This window comes from Streptococcus taoyuanensis (assembly GCF_029589235.1).
In the GTDB taxonomy this organism is placed as follows: domain Bacteria; phylum Bacillota; class Bacilli; order Lactobacillales; family Streptococcaceae; genus Streptococcus; species Streptococcus taoyuanensis.
In genome coordinates, this window is the sequence record NZ_JARQVW010000006.1 from 64,153 (window position 1) to 81,199 (window position 17,047).

At 41.2% G+C, this 17,047-nt stretch carries 13 protein-coding genes; 7 read left to right on the forward strand and 6 right to left on the reverse strand.

The genetic code is table 11. From position 1 onward, the window contains the following. Positions 1 to 15 precede the first annotated feature (15 nt). From dltC to P5Y91_RS05635, 5 genes are all read left to right on the forward strand, one after another. Positions 16 to 255 carry a D-alanine--poly(phosphoribitol) ligase subunit DltC gene (dltC, locus tag P5Y91_RS05615; protein ID WP_003002265.1) on the forward strand — a complete coding sequence of 80 codons (240 nt, stop codon included), beginning with the start codon at positions 16 to 18 and terminating at the stop codon, positions 253 to 255. Further along, positions 248 to 1,516: a D-alanyl-lipoteichoic acid biosynthesis protein DltD gene (dltD, locus tag P5Y91_RS05620; RefSeq protein ID WP_118396242.1), complete on the forward strand. Its 1,269-nt coding sequence runs from the start codon at positions 248 to 250 to the stop codon at positions 1,514 to 1,516. The genes dltC and dltD overlap by 8 nt, the downstream gene beginning before the upstream one ends. 251 nt (positions 1,517 to 1,767) lie before the next feature. After that, positions 1,768 to 1,995 (forward strand): hypothetical protein, encoded by a 228-nt coding sequence (locus P5Y91_RS05625; RefSeq protein ID WP_182448460.1) that lies wholly within the window; start codon positions 1,768 to 1,770, stop codon positions 1,993 to 1,995. A 97-nt stretch (positions 1,996 to 2,092) separates the two neighbouring features. Next, on the forward strand, positions 2,093 to 3,847 hold the full coding sequence (gene aspS / locus P5Y91_RS05630; RefSeq protein WP_118396246.1) for an aspartate--tRNA ligase: 1,755 nt from the start codon (positions 2,093 to 2,095) through the stop codon (positions 3,845 to 3,847). Positions 3,848 to 3,922: 75 nt separating this feature from the next. Then, positions 3,923 to 4,864 carry a YitT family protein gene (locus P5Y91_RS05635; RefSeq protein WP_003009152.1) on the forward strand — a complete coding sequence of 314 codons (942 nt, stop codon included), beginning with the start codon at positions 3,923 to 3,925 and terminating at the stop codon, positions 4,862 to 4,864. A 29-nt stretch (positions 4,865 to 4,893) separates the two neighbouring features. On the opposite strand, the gene pulA is transcribed toward P5Y91_RS05635, so the two are convergent. The 6 genes from pulA to P5Y91_RS05665 form a co-directional block, all read right to left on the reverse strand. After that, on the reverse strand, positions 4,894 to 6,969 hold the full coding sequence (gene pulA, locus P5Y91_RS05640) for a type I pullulanase (protein ID WP_118396248.1): 2,076 nt from the start codon (positions 6,967 to 6,969) through the stop codon (positions 4,894 to 4,896). 8 nt (positions 6,970 to 6,977) lie between these two features. Next, positions 6,978 to 7,961, reverse strand: coding sequence for a LacI family DNA-binding transcriptional regulator (locus tag P5Y91_RS05645; protein ID WP_118396250.1), 984 nt, complete (start codon positions 7,959 to 7,961; stop codon positions 6,978 to 6,980). Positions 7,962 to 7,972: 11 nt separating this feature from the next. Then, the gene (locus tag P5Y91_RS05650; RefSeq protein WP_118396252.1) at positions 7,973 to 8,785 is read right to left on the reverse strand and encodes a DUF1189 family protein; all 813 of its coding nucleotides are present in this window, start codon (positions 8,783 to 8,785) and stop codon (positions 7,973 to 7,975) included. Between the two features lie 143 nt (positions 8,786 to 8,928). Further along, entirely contained in the window at positions 8,929 to 9,771 is an 843-nt protein-coding gene (locus P5Y91_RS05655; protein ID WP_021154117.1) for a sugar ABC transporter permease, read from the reverse strand. Position 9,772: 1 nt separating this feature from the next. Continuing rightward, positions 9,773 to 11,068, reverse strand: coding sequence for a sugar ABC transporter permease (locus P5Y91_RS05660; protein ID WP_049516104.1), 1,296 nt, complete (start codon positions 11,066 to 11,068; stop codon positions 9,773 to 9,775). Positions 11,069 to 11,195: 127 nt separating this feature from the next. Then, positions 11,196 to 12,452, reverse strand: a complete 1,257-nt coding sequence (locus tag P5Y91_RS05665) for an extracellular solute-binding protein (protein ID WP_049516106.1) — start codon at positions 12,450 to 12,452, stop codon at positions 11,196 to 11,198. Between the two features lie 449 nt (positions 12,453 to 12,901). Here P5Y91_RS05665 and malQ point away from each other — a divergent pair, with 449 nt between their 5' ends. Both malQ and glgP read left to right on the forward strand, forming a co-directional pair. Next, positions 12,902 to 14,431 (forward strand): 4-alpha-glucanotransferase, encoded by a 1,530-nt coding sequence (gene malQ / locus P5Y91_RS05670; RefSeq protein ID WP_049516109.1) that lies wholly within the window; start codon positions 12,902 to 12,904, stop codon positions 14,429 to 14,431. Positions 14,432 to 14,475: 44 nt separating this feature from the next. Next, positions 14,476 to 16,734 carry a glycogen/starch/alpha-glucan family phosphorylase gene (gene glgP / locus P5Y91_RS05675; RefSeq protein WP_023919924.1) on the forward strand — a complete coding sequence of 753 codons (2,259 nt, stop codon included), beginning with the start codon at positions 14,476 to 14,478 and terminating at the stop codon, positions 16,732 to 16,734. The last annotated feature ends 313 nt before the right edge of the window (positions 16,735 to 17,047 follow it).

Sequence of the window (17,047 nt, forward strand, 5' to 3'; positions counted from 1 at the left end):
AAGGAGAATAGAAAAATGGATGTAAAATCACAAGTAATTGAAATTATTGACGAATTGTTTATGGAAGATGTCTCAGACATGATGGATGAGGATCTCTTTGATGCGGGTGTCCTTGATAGTATGGGAACAGTCGAATTGATTGTGGAATTGGAAAATCGCTTTGGCATCCGTGTTCCTGTATCTGAATTTGGACGCGATGATTGGAATACTGCTAACAAGATCGTAGAAGGTGTAACGGAGCTTCAGAATGCTTAAGCGTTTGTGGCTGATTTTAGGGCCCGTATTTTGCGCGCTCCTCATGGTAACAGCTTTATTATTCTTTTATCCAATCAATCATAAGCACAACTATACCGAAGAGAAAAAAGCTGCGGTAAGCCTGAATGCAGAAGGATTCAAGAGTCGTACAAAGAAACAAGAAGCACTTTCTGATCCACAGCATCGCTTTGTCCCTTATTTTGGCTCAAGTGAATGGTTACGTTTTGATGTGGTGCATCCAGCAGTTTTGGCTGAAAAATATGACCGCAATTACAGACCCTACTTTTTAGGAGAACGTGGTGCGGCTTCTTTGAACCAGTATTTTGGAATGCAACAGATTTTGCCAGAACTTAAGGACAATGTAGCTGTCTATGTGGTTTCTCCGCAATGGTTTACTAAGAAGGGCTATGACTCTTCTGCTTTTCAACAATTCTTTAATAGTGATCAGTTGAATAGCTTTATTGCTAATCACCAACAGGATGCTGCATCTCAGTATGCTGCAAAACGCCTCTTGCAACAGTATCCAAATGTGGCTTTTCAAGGTGTTGTGACCAAAATTTCTCAAGGAGAGAAGATCTCAAGATTTGATCAGCAATTGAACCAACTGGTTTCCCATCTTGTCCAGCGTGAAGATGCTTTGTTTAGTAATCTTGCAACGCGTACAAATGGAAATTACGAAAATAAGGTCAAAAAACGTTTACAAGATTTACCAGACCAATTCTCATATGAGAAATTGGAAGAAATTGCAACGGCTGAAGCAAAAGTCAAAACTAACAACAACGATCTTGGAATCAGCAATCATTTTTACAATACCCGCTTAAAAATGAAGTTGAAGAAACTAAAAGGTTTCCAAAAGAACGAATCCTATGTACAATCGCCGGAGTACAATGACTTGCAGTTGGTTCTAGACCAGTTTGCTAAATCTCGGACCAATGTCATTTTTGTCATTCCTCCAGTCAATGCCAAATGGATGAAATACACAGGCTTGAGCCAAGAAAAGTATGAACAGGCTGTTCAAAAGATTCGTTACCAATTGGAAAGTCAAGGATTCACCAATATTGCAGACTTTTCTAAAGATGGTGATCAGCCCTACTTTATGGAAGATACGATTCATATGGGATGGAATGGTTGGCTAGCCTTTGATAAAGCGGTCAATCCTTTTGTCACAAAGGCTGAAAAAGCACCAATTTACCATCTAAATGATCGCTTCTTCAGTAAAGATTGGGCCCAATATAAAGGAACACCAGACGAATTTAAATAATGCTTGATCAAAGGGGGCAGGATCGAATCCTGGCTCCTTGATTTGTGAGGAAAGTGACGAAAAGTCACAAACAAGCAAGAGAGTTATCCACAGGTTGTGGGAAACTTGCTTGTAAATGGATGAAAACAAGTCCTGATGCTGATGAACCTTCCTCTTTTTAGGGGAAAATAGGTAAAAGTTATCCACATTTTTGTGGATAAGTGATGAAAAACAGTGGATAAGTCAGCTAGCATGTGAAAAGGAGAAATAGTGTGAAAAAAATTTGGTTTTACGCAATTGTTCAGGGGATTGTTATCTTTTTTATTGTGGGTGGCATGACCTACGCACTTAGGGGAGATTTCTTTTTCCGTTACTTATCCCCTATTTTTGGACTAGCAGCAGCTGTCTTGAGATTTGGGACAGCGACTTTAATAAAAGTGATAGCCCCCACTCTCTACGATGATCCCAAAAAGAAGGAAGAAGTTGGCCACGATAACTAAAGAAGTTGGTAACTGAAAAAGTTGAGCTAAAGGCCACTTTCTGCTGGTCTTTATGGTAAAATAGAAGGAAGAATATTAGTTTGGAGATTAATTAGAAATGAAACGTTCAATGTATGCTGGACGTGTTCGTGAAGAACACATTGGAACTCATATTACCTTGAAAGGATGGGTTAGCCGTCGTCGTGACTTGGGTGGTTTGATCTTTATTGATTTACGCGACCGCGAAGGAATCATGCAATTGGTGATCAATCCAGAAACAGTTAGTGCAGAAGTGATGGCCACAGCTGAAAGCATCCGCAGTGAATATGTTGTAGAAGTGACAGGTCTTGTGGAAGCTCGTGAACAAGCCAACCCAAACTTGCCAACAGGTGCAGTAGAACTAAAGGTGGAAGCTATTACGGTTCTTAATACTGCCAAAACAACTCCATTTGAAATCAAGGATGGAATTGAAGCTAATGATGACACTCGTCTTCGTTACCGCTACTTAGACCTTCGTCGTCCTGAGATGTTGGAAAACCTCAAACTCCGTGCAAAAGTAACCCATTCGATTCGCAATTACTTAGATGAATTAGAATTTATTGATGTGGAAACACCGTTTCTTTCTAAGTCAACTCCAGAAGGAGCGCGTGACTACTTGGTTCCTTCCCGTGTCAATAAGGGTCATTTCTATGCCCTTCCACAAAGTCCTCAGATTACAAAACAATTGTTGATGAATGCCGGTTTTGATCGCTATTATCAAATCGTGAAGTGTTTCCGTGATGAGGATTTACGGGGAGACCGTCAACCTGAGTTTACACAGGTCGACTTGGAAACTTCTTTCTTGAGTGATCAAGAAATCCAAGATATCACAGAAGGCTTGATTGCACGTGTCATGAAAGAAACCAAGGGAATTGAAGTAACACTCCCATTCCCACGGATGAATTATGATGACGCTATGGCCTTGTATGGTTCAGATAAACCAGATACACGTTTTGAAATGTTGCTCCAAGACTTGACAGAGCTTGTCAAGGGTGTAGACTTCAAAGTCTTCTCAGAAGCTCCAGCAGTTAAGGCGATTGTTGTCAAAGGTGCAGCGGATCATTACTCTCGTAAAGATATCGATAAATTGACAGAAGTTGCGAAGCAATACGGTGCAAAAGGTCTTGCTTGGGTGAAATATGCTGAGGGTGCTTTGAATGGTCCTGTTGCGAAGTTCTTGACAGACTTGACAAGTGACTTGACAGCTGCTTTACAGTTAGAAGACAAGGATCTAGTTCTCTTTGTAGCAGATACTCTTGAAGTAGCCAATGCAACGCTTGGTGCTTTGCGTGTTCGTCTTGCGAAAGAGCTTGACTTGATTGACAACAATCAATACAACTTCCTTTGGGTAGTGGATTGGCCAATGTTTGAATGGTCTGAAGAAGAAGGCCGTTATATGTCTGCTCACCATCCATTTACACTCCCACAAGCTGAAACAGAGCATGAATTGGAAGGAGATCTTTCAAAAGTTCGAGCAATTGCCTATGATATCGTCTTAAATGGCTATGAATTAGGTGGAGGAAGCCTACGGATTAATCATAAAGATTTACAAGAACGGATGTTTAAAGCACTTGGCTTTACAAAAGAAGCTGCTAATGAACAATTTGGTTTCTTGTTGGAAGCAATGGATTACGGTTTCCCACCACATGGAGGATTGGCGATTGGTTTGGACCGCTTCGTGATGCTTCTTGCAGGTGAAGATAATATTCGGGAAGTCATTGCCTTTCCTAAGAATAACAAGGCGACAGATCCAATGACACAAGCTCCTTCTGTCGTTTCTGAAAAGCAATTGGATGAGTTAAATCTTCAAGTAGAAGTAGCAGAGCAAGAATAGGACAAGAGAGAAAAGGGAGAGTCTAGGAATCAGTTGCTCTAAGATTTTCCTTTTCTTCTAATCGATGGATTGAAAATGAAAAAAATTCGCTTTCATAAGCTATTTCGCTATCATGTGCGGCGACTAGCTTATAACATTAAATTATTGCGCGTGCTGAAGAGCATCTCCCGTGAGAAATACGATGAAAAAGTGTCAGCTTCCTTGCTGTATGGTTTTCTATCAGCGATTGCCGTCAACTTCTTCTTTCAACCAGGACATGTATACTCCAGCGGTGCAACAGGTCTAGCTCAGATTTTATCTGTTCTGAGCCAACGCTTTATTGGCTTTACGATTCCCGTTTCCTTGACCTTTTATGCCATCAATATCCCTTTGATGATTGTGGCTTGGTATCAAATTGGCCATAAATTTACCATCTTTACCTTTATTACTGTTTCGATGAGTTCCCTCTTTATTCAGTTCGTGCCAGTGATTACGTTGACCAACGATCCGATCATGAATGCCCTATTTGGTGGGGTTGTCATGGGAACAGGGATTGGTTTTGCTCTTCGGAACAACATTTCCAGTGGAGGAACGGATATTGTTAGTTTGACGATTCGAAAACGGACAGGAAAGAATGTCGGCAGTATCTCCTTTTTGGTCAATGGGACCATCATGTTGATTGCTGGTCTGACCTTTGGTTGGAAGTATGCTCTTTACTCTATGATTACCATCTTCGTATCGAGTCGAGTAACGGATGCTGTCTTTACCAAGCAAAAACGGATGCAGGCAATGATCGTAACGAGCCAGCCAGATGCCATTATTGAAAAGATCCATAAAAAATTGCATCGTGGAGCAACCATTATCCACAATGCAGAAGGAACCTATAACCATCAGGAAAAAGCGGTTCTGCTGACAGTTATTACGCGTGCAGAGTTTAATGAATTCAAATATATTATGAAAAAAGCTGATCCTCAGGCTTTTATCACCATTTCAGAAAACGTTCATATCATCGGACGCTTTGTGGAAACAGAAGAATAAAAATAAAGGTCACCACATTGTGGTGACCTTTATTTTGTTGATTCAGTTTCGTGGAGAAGGAGCCAACTATGGGCAGGAATAGAAAGTTCCTTTCCTTTAGGAATAGGCGCTTGTAGGTTGGCATGAGGATAGGCAAATAGCAGCTGACTATCGCTCGAATGTTGATAGGTCTGTTCTTGATCACCGATATTGACGAGAATCGTTATTTTTTCACGATCTTTCTCAATCGTGTAGATCAAATGATGATCAGACAACCATTTGACATCACAGTAGTCGCGAATCTCTTGCCCTTTTTTCAAACGAAGGAGTGGCTGTGATTTCCGATAAGCAATCAATTCTTCAAGAAAAGCAATTTCTTCTTGGCATTTTGAAAGGGATGTCCAGTCCAATTGGTTGAGACTATCTGGCAAGTTATAGGTGTTGTCTTCGAGCCCTTTTGTGCGATAAAATTCTTGACCAGCATGGATAAACGGCACTCCTTGAGCTAGTAACACTAAATGAAGAGCTAATCGTGAGAGAGCTTTTCGATCTTCTAGACGAATCTCTTCCTTTTCAAGTTGGAAATAATCAAAAACAGTTGCATTGTCGTGACATTCGACGTACTGAATGGCTTGTTGAGGTTGGGTGAAATGAGCAGGCCCTAGCTTCCCGACATTCGCCGTTAGAATGTTCGCAAAATCATTCGCAGAATGTTGACTCTCACGACGGTGACCGGCTACAAGTGTTCTCTTGATCGTATCCCGGAAGTTATCACTGAAAAAGCCAAAGGCTGGTAATCGTTTCGAATTATATTGGTGAGCGAGCTGATCTTCAGAGAGGCCGGTATCCATCTTCCACCCTTCCCCATAGAGATAGATGTTAGGATAGATTTCACGGAGTTCTTCTGCAATCTCTGTCATGGTTTGAATGTCTAGAATTCCCATCAAGTCAAAGCGGAAACCATCAAAGCCGTAGAGGGAAACCCATTGTTTGAGGGATTGCTTGATATAGTGTCTCACCATGGAGCGTTCACTTGCTACGTCATTTCCACAGAAGGTTCCATTGGTCCGCTCTCCCTCTGCATTATAGCGGTAGAAATAACCAGGAACGATCTGTTCAAAAGCGTATTCATCTGCCTGGTAGACGTGATTGTAGACTACATCCATGATGACACTCAGATTAGCCCGGTGATAGGTGTCAATGGTGTCTTGGAGCTCTAGGATTCGCTCATAAGGATCGTTAGGATCACTCGCATAGCTTCCTTCTGGAACATTGTATTGAACAGGATCATAGCCCCAGTTGTAGGCTTTCCATTGATCCTCTTCATCGACACTACCGAAATCATAGACAGGAAGTAACTGTACATGGGTAATGCCCAGTTTTTGAAGGTAATCAAATCCAAGGACCTGGCCATTCAGTTGGGGCGATTCTGTCAAGCCTTTAAACTTACCAGGGTGTTTAAAGCCAGCCTCTTTTTGGGCAGAGAAATCACGAACGCTCATCTCGTAGATGATTGCTTCTGTTGGGTCTAATTGACGAGTGGCACGCCTGATAGGACACGTAATCTTCTTCCGGTCGATGACCAAGCTATCTCCAGAGTTCGCTAAAGAGGATAGAGCATAAGGATCATGAATCCGGCGTTCTAGGCCATTGACACGAAATTCATAGTGGTAGGCAGCTCCTTCCCAATCCCCTTTGAGAACGAGTTCCCAGACACCGTTTTCTGTACGATTCATCGGATAGACCTGATCTTCGATATGGAGACTCACATCTTGCGAAATCGGTGCCCAGAATTTAAATTGCGTCTGACCTGGTGTGTAGAAACTTCCTAGATCTTCTCCACTATAGGTGAAGGTTTGATCAAAAATGGGTTTGTGAACAATTTGACGATAGTGGAGAATAGAAGAATTTCCAGCAGCATCGTAGATGGTGTACTCTTCTCCGAGTTCAAGCGGAATAGGGCTTAAGAAATAGTCTCCTGTATCAGTCGCTCCACTTGACGTTTTGACAGGTATTAAGGCAAGACGACCTTGGTTTGTTCCCAAATAAAAAGGAAGGGTATGCTCCTCTCCTTTTTGGATACGAATCAGGTCTTGGTCATCTAAATAAGCAGTAAATGTAGACATAGAGACTCCTAAAGTTTCGTAATGGTATGGTCAATCAATTGACGGTAGCAAACGGTTTTTCCTTCTTTGTTATCTTTGATAATTTGTAGAATCGTCCGAACAGATTCACGTCCGAGTTCCACCGCATTGATGTCAATATAGGCTTCAATATCGAGTCGTGGTTTGATCGAATCAAAGGAAATAATCGGGATTGTCAGCTGGTGTTCTAATAAGTATTGGCGCACCCCTTCAGCAACGAGAATATCGGTTGTCATGATGGCATCTAACTCTGCTAGGGGAAGGCTTTCCATCATTTGATAAGAATTGTCTTCTAACATAAAACCAAATGAAAAATGAACCAGTTTTTCATCGAGAGGAATCCCTGCTTTTTGGAGGGCTTCTTTATAACCTTCGTAGCGGTCTTGAGATACGAACAGTTCTTTGTTTCCTCCAATAAAAGCAATTTTTCGGTAGTTTTGTTGAATGAAATAATCCGTCGCATCAAATGCAGCCTTAATGTTGTCATTATCCACTAGCGATACAAAAGGAGAAGCTGCCTTTCCAAGAATGAGGAAGGGGAACTTGTCTTTGATCGCAAATTCAACGAGGGGATCATTCGGGTTGGAATAAAGGAAAATCAAACCATCTACACGATTTCCGTAGATGAGTTGTTTGAGATTATCGAGCCGCCGTTCTTCATTTTGCCCCGTACAGATTTGGATGGCATAATCATTGTCTGACGCGATCTGGGTAATCCCTCTTAAAACAGTTGGGAAGAAAGGATTCTGATAGAAGACGTCACTGTCGATTGGTAGGACCAAAGCAATGACTTGACTAGATTGGCTGACAAGGCTGCGAGCATTAAGATTGGGATGGTAGTCCAATTCGACCATGGCCTCACGGACACGTTTTTTTGTTTCATCACTAATCGTGGATTTGTTTTGGATGACGCGCGTGACAGTTGAAGGCGCGACGCCAGCGAGTTTCGCCACATCTTTGATGGTAACACGCATGAGAAAACCTCCTAGCGGTGATAGTCTGGATCACGGAAGTGGGTCTTATAAAATACCATAGCAAGATAGAGTACAAATAAGACATTTTGGATCATGATCATCGTAGTAAATACTTGATGGAATAGTAAACTGATGAAGACACTCAGTAAAATAGGGAGTCCCAAGCAATTCAGAATACAATTGAAACATTCCTTGAAAGTTTGTAGTGAAAAGAGTCGAGATTTTCGTGTCAAGTAGAGGAAGAAAGAGGCCCCTACGATGAGAATCAAATAATTGACTGTCGATAAGAAGCCAGAGAAAATCACGAGAAAGAGACTGACAGGGAGTCGATTTTCACGGAACCAATCGCTAGAGATAGCTTGAGTGAAGCTTTTTTTATCCCGGAGGCTCTCTTGATTGATAGCCTGGTATGAGACGGTAGCGAGTTCTTTATTTTCTTTTGAGATGATCAACTGTTTGCGATCAAAATGGAGTGTTAACTCCTTGCCTTCACTAGTCTTTGCCTCTTGGCCTAAGATAACCTGTCCTTTTGAAGTCTTGTGTACAGGGTTAGTCCCTGTATAGGTGAGCTCTTGGTCTTTGATCACGACGTGTTCTTGGATATCTTTCATAACGTCTGTTGATAAAGGATCAAACACATCGCTGACAAAGGTTGTCAAAGGATAGGTTTTGAGTTGAGCATTTTGCAGAGCCACAGGTAATAGTGTGATAGAGATTAGAAAGAAAGAAGTAAAAATCATTTGGAACCAGCTCAGTTTTTTGCGGTTTGCAAAAGAAGAGCGGAAATTGAAGATACTTGCGAAATAATTAAAAGGATAGGGCATAAGATGACCTTTCTAAACATAAGAGTATCAGAAATGCAAAGAGAAATCTCTTTGATTGATTTTATTCTTAACGAAGGGTAGTAAAGCATCCACCATACTACCCTCAACTTAAAAATAAAATGTGCTTGAAATAAGATTCTATTTTATCCTTTATCTCCACCAGCTGTCAAGCCTGAAACAAAGTTCTTTTGTAGGAAGAAGAATAAGATACAGATTGGAACCGCGATCAAAATAGCACCGGCTGCAAAGAAGGCGATTTTTTGATTTTTTTGGTCACTGATAAAGGTTTGAAGACCAACGGCTACCGTATAGTTCACTTCGTCACGAAGCAAGAATTTAGACAAGATATAGTCTCCGAAAGGCCCCATGAAAGCCCAAAGTGCTTGAACGGCAATCATTGGACGAACAAGAGGAAGGACGATTTGCCAGAAGCGACGGAAGTGTCCAGCTCCATCCAATTTCGCAGATTCATCGAGAGAAATTGGAACAGTATCGAAGTATCCCTTCATCAACCAGGCATTCATTGGAATACCACCACCAACATAAAGGAAGATCAAGAACCAAGGTTGGTTCAAGGCATTCAGCATCAAAGCCATAACGAAGAAGGCTGTGAGGGCTGCCATGGTTGGGACCATTTGAATAATCAAGAAGAAGACCAAACTTTGTTTACGCGCCAAGAAATTGTAACGGCTGTATGCGTAACCTGCGAAGGTAACGATACTTGTTTGTACAATCATGGTGATAATGGCGATAACCAAGGTGTTCATATACCAAGTGCCATAATGAGTTTCAGAGAAAAGTTTTGAGAAGTTATCAAAACTAAGATTGCCACTAAAATCAAGTGTAAAGGCACTGACATTCCCTGATTTGAAGGCTGATAGAACCGTAATCAACAATGGATAAATGATAACGATTGAAAGAACCACCATGTACAGGTAAGTCAAGAAATGATTGAGGCGGCGTTTAAATTGAACTGAATTTTTCATTTTATACATCCTCCATATCAAATGCATGTAGTTTCTTGAAGGCAATCATAGAGATTGAGATCACAATCACAGAGATAATCAAGGTTACCGCTGCGGCCATTGAATATTGAGGAGAAGAATTGGTTGTCAACTTGTAGATCCATGAGATCAAGATATCTGTAGATCCGGCGTTTCCTCCGACAGAACCAGGTCCCCCATCGTTAAACAAGTAAATGATGGAGAAGTTATTAAAGTTGAAAGTATATTGACTGATCAAAGTTGGAGCTGCAACAGCCATAATCATTGGGAAAGTGATGCTGCGGAATTTTTGCCAACCGTTGGCACCATCAATATAAGCAGCTTCGTAAAGATCGTTTGGAATAGATTGAAGAATCCCTAAAGTCAAGACGTAAATGTAAGGGAAGCCGAGCCAACCTTGCATCATAATCAAAGCAATTTTTGTCCAAGTAGGATCTGTTTTCCAAGGAATCAAAATGCCATCTAAGAATGGGAAGATCTTCGCAAACAATGGGATAACTTGTGCATTGATGGCACCGACACTATCGTTAAACATATTTGAGAAAGTTAAGATAGTGATGAAGGCTGGAACAGCCCATGGGAGCAAGAAGATAACCCCAAAGATTCGTTTTCCTTTTACGAATGGTTGGTTTGCAACAATAGCGGTCAAGATACCGAGTACGATTTGAAGAGTAGAAGCTGCGAGTGCCCAAATCAAGGTCCAGCCAAGAACAGATGTAAAGGCTGAGCGGAAGGTGCTCAAGGTCCACATATTAGTGAAGTTTTGGAACCCGATCCAATCAAGCAAGGTTGTTGGAGCGGTATGTTTGAAGTCGTAGTTGGTAAAGGCGATCATCAAAGTTACTAAAACTGGGAAGATAATCGCAAATGTCATAGCAATGTATGAAGGAATGATCAATAAATATGGGAAGCCATTTTCATAGATGGCTTGAACCATTTCTTTTCCAGTTTTTGGAACAGCAATGCCATTGTTGATACGTTTTGCAACGGTTCCAGCATCCTTAATATTTAAGGCATAAAATAGGAAGTAAACAATGGTAATGATCAAGTGGAAGGCGCCACGAATCAAGATAAAGAGAGAATTATCTTGTCCACGGACGGTTCCAAGTGTAACCAATTTCGCTAATTCTCCAGCTCCGATTCCTAGGAAATAGGCGAGAAAGAGAACAGTTACGGCAAGAAAAATATAGCCTTTGGTTTTTTGTTTGTTATAAATTTGCCCAAGACCCGGGATCAAAGAGAGCCACATAGCCTTTTTAGGGTTTTGTTCTGTAGTCATTCAAATCTCCTTATAATGTCCTTGCTAGAGAGCAAGAAGACAAGTCAGACAGTCAGTTGTGCTTGAAAATTGAACATAAGAGGTTGGGACCTTGTCTCCAACCTCTTACTCACACCTAAAAACTGTCTTATTTGCTACCGAATTTTTGTTCGATGGTTTCTTTAATCAATTTCACTGCATCGTCAGCAGATGCTTTTGCAGATTTTTTACCACTTACAGCATCGAAAAGCATAGTAGCAGCTGGATCCCAAACAGCACTCATTTCTGAGATATTTGGCATTGGTTGAGCATTCTTGAATTGATCAACAACGGCAGTTGTCAATTCATCGTTTTTGCTAACCGCATATTTACGAGCTTCGGTGTTGGCAGGAACTTCATTGGTCTTGTCAAACAAAGCTTTTTGTTGATCAGTACTTGTCAAGAAGTCAATGAATTTTTGAGCGCCATCAAGGTTTTTCGCACCTGCAGGGATAACCCAAGCTTTACCACCACCAAAGGCAGAGTATTGTTTTCCGTTTGGAAGAGTTGGAATCGTTGCGACACCGTAGTTTACTTTAGCTTCTTTCAATGAAGCAGCTTTCCAAGGACCATCGATGATAGCAGCTGTTTTACCTTCTTGGAATTGTGTTTGGATGAAGTTAGCAGCACCTTTTGTATCTTGCAAACCTTTTGGCCATTTAGCATACCAAGTTTTTGCATATTCGATACCATCGATAGAACCTTGGTTGTTCAATCCAATATCTTTAGGATCTGTACCGTCTTTACCAAACACATAACCGCCGTTACCTGAAAGTAAACCGTAAGTGTAGTAGAAGTTTGTCCAGTCAGCTAAGAAGGCAGTTGTTTTACCAGGTTCGCTAGCGAAGTCGTACTTGCTATCTTTTGCAAGATTGTCAAGATCACCAAATGTTTTTGGAGCTTCGCTTAAAAGATCTTTGTTATAGTAGAGAACCAATGTTTCGATGACAGCAGGTGCACCGTAAACTTTACCACCGTTTGTTACAAGAGCTTCAGTTGTTTTATCTGTATGGCTATCTTTGTTTAATGTCACTTCAGCCAATTGACCATCGCTACCAAGACCACCTACACGGTCGTATGGAGCCATCATTACGTCTGGAGCTTTTTTAGATTGGTTATCAAGAGAAAGGTTATCCAATCCACCAAGAGCATCACCAGTCTTGATGTTAACTTTTACGCCATTTTCTTTTTCAAAAGCTTTTGCAGCTTCTTCAACATAAGATTTGTAGCCTTTGTCTACATAGACGTTGATTTCTTTACTTGCCTCAGAAGAACCTGATGAGCTATTGCTACAAGCAGCAAGTAAGAAGCCGGCAAAACCAACTGTACCAAGTACAGCAGCACTACGTAAAATTGTACGTTTCATGATTTATTCCTCCTAAAGAATAAAAAAAGATAATAATTAGAAACCGTTTTAGACAAACGTTTTCCTAAAACGTCTTAAGTATATCACAAGGCGAAAACGTTTGCAAGTAGTTTTAAACAATTTTTTTAAAAATATTTTAATTCCGAACTTTCTTCTATAAAATGCATCAAATTTGTTGACATTAGCCAAAGGAAAGAATACACTAAGGGGGTGAGGACATTCTGAAAAAAGTTAAAAAAGTTTTTAAGAAATCCCTTGCAGAAAATAGGGAAAAAGTTTATAATAACATGGTACGCAAACGTTTTCGCAAAAATTGCGTAAACTGAGTTGCGCCTGTTCGATTTTTAACAAAGAGTAGAGCCGCTTGAGAGCTGGATACGACTCTGCAACGATACCCATACCGTGCACCGAATCGCAGGCTTCAAAGAAATAAAAAAAGGTGGTAACCCATGAAAAAACGTCAAAGTGGTGTTTTGATGCACATTTCTTCCCTTCCTGGACAATACGGGATCGGATCATTCGGTCAATCAGCATATGATTTTGTTGATTTCCTCGTTCGGACCAAGCAACGTTACTGGCAAATCTTGCCGCTTGGTACAACTAGTTATGGAGATTCTCCATACCAATCTTTCTCAGCTTTTGCTGGGAACACTCATTTTATTGATTTCGATCTTTTGATTGAACGAGGTTTGTTGACAGAAGCAGATCTTAAAGGAGTGGACTTTGGTCAAGATCCTACTCAAGTGGATTATGCAAAGGTTTTCGAACAACGTCGTCCCTTGCTTGAAAAAGCAGTTGCGAACTTCTTGAAATCAGGTGATCAAAAAGAATTCCAAGCCTTTTGCGAAGCCAATGCTTCTTGGTTGGAACTATTTGCAGAATACATGGCTATCAAAGAACACTTTGATTTAAAAGCCTGGACAGAATGGCCAGATGCAGCTATTCGTGCACGTGAACCAAAAGCTTTGGCTCAATACCGTGAAGAATTGGCGGATCAATTGACTTACCATCGTGTGACTCAATTCTTCTTCTTCCAACAATGGTTGGCCTTGAAAGCTTATGCCAATGACCATCACATTGAAATCGTCGGAGACATGCCAATCTATGTAGCGGAAGATTCAAGTGACATGTGGGCGAACCCTCATCTCTTCAAAACAGATAAAAACGGGAAAGCGACTTGCATCGCAGGATGCCCGCCAGATGAATTCTCAGCAACTGGTCAACTTTGGGGGAACCCAATCTATGACTGGGAAGCAATGGACAAAGATGGCTACCAATGGTGGATTGAACGCTTGCGTGAAAGCTTCAAGATCTACGACATCGTGCGGATCGACCACTTCCGTGGTTTTGAGTCTTACTGGGAAATCCCTGCTGGATCAGATACAGCAGCACCAGGTAAATGGGTTAAAGGTCCTGGCTACAAACTCTTTGCAGCTGTGAAGGAAGAGCTCGGTGATTTGAACATCATCGCTGAGGACCTTGGCTTTATGACAGATGAAGTCATCGAACTTCGTGAAAGCACTGGCTTCCCAGGAATGAAGATTCTTCAATTTGCCTTCAATCCGGACGATGAAAGTATCGATAGCCCTCACTTGGCACCAAACAATTCTGTGATGTATACAGGAACACATGATAACAACACAGTTCTTGGATGGTACCGCAATGAAATCGACGATCCAACTCGTGAGTACCTTGCTCGTTATACTAACCGGAAAGAGTACGAATCTGTACCGCATGCGATGCTTCGTACCGTCTTTGCTTCCGTCAGCTTCATGGCGATTGCTACGATGCAAGACTTGCTTGAGTTAGATGGCTCAGCTCGGATGAACTTCCCATCTACTCTCGGTGGTAACTGGTCATGGCGAATGACAGCGGATCAATTGACTCCAGCTGTCGAGCAAGAATTGCTTGATTTCACTACGATCTATCGTCGTGAAAACAAAGACTTGAAAAAAGAAGTTAAGAAAGCAAAAAAATAATCTTTCCCCCTATTAAAATTGTTGAAACAAAGGAGACTCCCAACATGGAATCATTACAAAAATATGTGATTGATCATCATCAAAAAACAATTGCTGAATGTTCAAATGAAGAATTGTACATTGCCTTGCTAAATTACACCAAGCAAGCAAGCGCTCAAAAGAAAATCAATACTGGTAAGAAAAAAGTTTACTACATCTCAGCTGAGTTCTTGATCGGTAAACTCTTGTCTAACAACTTGATCAACTTGGGTCTTTACGACGATGTTAAAAAAGAATTGTCAGATGCTGGTAAAGACTTGATCGAAGTCGAAGAAGTGGAATTGGAACCATCACTTGGTAACGGTGGTTTGGGACGTTTGGCAGCCTGCTTTATCGACTCTATCTCAAGCCTTGGTTTGACAGGGGATGGGGTTGGTTTGAACTACCACTTTGGTTTGTTCCAACAAGTCCTTAAAAACAACCAACAAGAAACGATTCCAAACGCATGGTTGACTGACCAAAGCTGGCTCGTTCGTTCAAGCCGTAGCTACCAAGTGCCATTTGCACACTTCACATTGACTTCTACCCTTTATGATATCGATGTCCCTGGTTACAAGATTGATACCAAGAACCGTTTGCGTTTGTTCGACTTGGATTCAGTTGATTCATCTATTATTGAAGATGGTATTAACTTTGACAAGACAGATATCGCTCGCAACTTGACCCTCTTCTTGTACCCAGATGATAGTAACCGTCAAGGGGAATTGCTCCGTATCTTCCAACAATACTTCATGGTATCAAACGGTGCACAATTGATCATCGACGAAGCCATCGAAAAAGGAAGCAACTTGCATGACCTTGCTGACTATGCTGTTGTCCAAATCAACGATACTCACCCATCAATGGTCATCCCTGAATTGATCCGTCTTTTGACAGAACGTGGTATTGGAATGGATGAAGCCATCTCTATCGTTCGTAGCATGACGGCTTACACTAACCACACAATCCTTGCAGAAGCCCTTGAAAAATGGCCACTTGAATTCTTGCAAGAAGTGGTTCCTCACTTGGTTCCAATCATTGAAGAATTGGACCGCCGTGTTCGCGCTGAATACAAAGATCCAGCTGTTCAAATCATCGATGAGAATGATCGCGTACACATGGCGCACATGGATATCCACTATGGATTTAGCGTAAACGGGGTAGCAGCACTTCACACAGAAATCTTGAAGAATTCTGAGTTGAAAGCCTTCTACGACATTTACCCTGAAAAATTCAACAACAAAACAAACGGTATCACATTCCGTCGTTGGCTCATGCATGCCAACCCAACCTTGTCACACTACTTGGATGATATCCTCGGACGTGACTGGCACCATGACGCATCTAAATTGGAAGACCTTCTTTCTTATGAAGATAAAGATGCAGTCAAAGCAAAATTGGAAAACATCAAGTCTCACAACAAACGTAAATTGGCTCGTTTCTTGAAAGACCATCAAGGTGTGGAAATCAATCCTAACTCTATCTTTGATACCCAAATCAAACGTCTCCACGAATACAAACGTCAACAAATGAACGCTTTGTATGTGATCCACAAATACTTGGACATCAAAGCTGGAAATATCCCTGCTCGCCCAATCACTGTTCTCTTTGGTGGTAAAGCAGCTCCTGCCTACACCATTGCACAAGATATCATCCACTTGATCCTTTGCTTGTCTGAAGTGATTGCAAACGATCCAGCAGTAGCTCCACACTTGCAAGTGGTGATGGTTGAAAACTACAACGTAACTGCTGCAAGCTACTTGATCCCAGCTAGCGATATTTCTGAGCAAATCTCTCTTGCTTCGAAAGAAGCTTCAGGTACTGGTAACATGAAATTCATGTTGAATGGTGCATTGACACTTGGTACGATGGATGGAGCCAACGTGGAAATCGCTGAATTGGTTGGACGTGACAACATCTACATCTTCGGTGAAGATTCAGAAACTGTAATCGATCTATATGAGAAATCAGCATACAAATCAGCGGACTTCTATGAACGTGAAGCTATCAAACCATTGGTAGACTTCATTATCAGCGATGCCGTTCTTGCAGTTGGTAACAAGGAACGCTTGACTCGTCTTCACAAGGAATTGATCAACAAAGACTGGTTCATGACTCTTCTTGACTTGGAAGACTACATTGTCACCAAAGAACGTATGTTGGCTGACTACGAAGACCGTGATGCATGGTTGGATCAAGTCATCGTTAACATTGCTAAAGCAGGATTCTTCTCATCTGACCGTACGATCGCTCAGTACAATGAAGATATCTGGCACTTAAACTAATCATTAGTTGTTAGACCAAGGTTCTTAGGACCTTGGTCTTTTTCATTTCTTGTTATTTGGGAAGAAAAAGGAAGGAATTTAAAGAATGGACACTTCTGTAAACAGTGTTGTTTTTTTGAATTTTTCCGATCCGGCAGGGAAAAAATTACATAATTTTTTATTTTAACCTTCAAATCTAATCTATTGGTATAAAAAAATACTTCCCCTAAAAAAGCCTTCCGGTGAAATTTATAAAAAGAGAAACCGGGATGAAAATCCTTGAAAATAAAGGATTTTTCACAGGTTCTTACATATATTTTCAACTAAAAGATGA

Coding starts and splice junctions, on each gene's coding strand:
- dltC (WP_003002265.1), top strand. CDS start 16: ATGGATGTAAAATCACAAGTAATTGAAATTATTGACGAATTGTTTATG.
- dltD (WP_118396242.1), top strand. CDS start 248: ATGCTTAAGCGTTTGTGGCTGATTTTAGGGCCCGTATTTTGCGCGCTC.
- aspS (WP_118396246.1), top strand. CDS start 2,093: ATGAAACGTTCAATGTATGCTGGACGTGTTCGTGAAGAACACATTGGA.
- P5Y91_RS05635 (WP_003009152.1), top strand. CDS start 3,923: ATGAAAAAAATTCGCTTTCATAAGCTATTTCGCTATCATGTGCGGCGA.
- pulA (WP_118396248.1), bottom strand. CDS start 6,969: ATGTCTACATTTACTGCTTATTTAGATGACCAAGACCTGATTCGTATC.
- P5Y91_RS05645 (WP_118396250.1), bottom strand. CDS start 7,961: ATGCGTGTTACCATCAAAGATGTGGCGAAACTCGCTGGCGTCGCGCCT.
- P5Y91_RS05650 (WP_118396252.1), bottom strand. CDS start 8,785: ATGCCCTATCCTTTTAATTATTTCGCAAGTATCTTCAATTTCCGCTCT.
- P5Y91_RS05655 (WP_021154117.1), bottom strand. CDS start 9,771: ATGAAAAATTCAGTTCAATTTAAACGCCGCCTCAATCATTTCTTGACT.
- P5Y91_RS05660 (WP_049516104.1), bottom strand. CDS start 11,068: ATGACTACAGAACAAAACCCTAAAAAGGCTATGTGGCTCTCTTTGATC.
- P5Y91_RS05665 (WP_049516106.1), bottom strand. CDS start 12,452: ATGAAACGTACAATTTTACGTAGTGCTGCTGTACTTGGTACAGTTGGT.
- malQ (WP_049516109.1), top strand. CDS start 12,902: ATGAAAAAACGTCAAAGTGGTGTTTTGATGCACATTTCTTCCCTTCCT.
- glgP (WP_023919924.1), top strand. CDS start 14,476: ATGGAATCATTACAAAAATATGTGATTGATCATCATCAAAAAACAATT.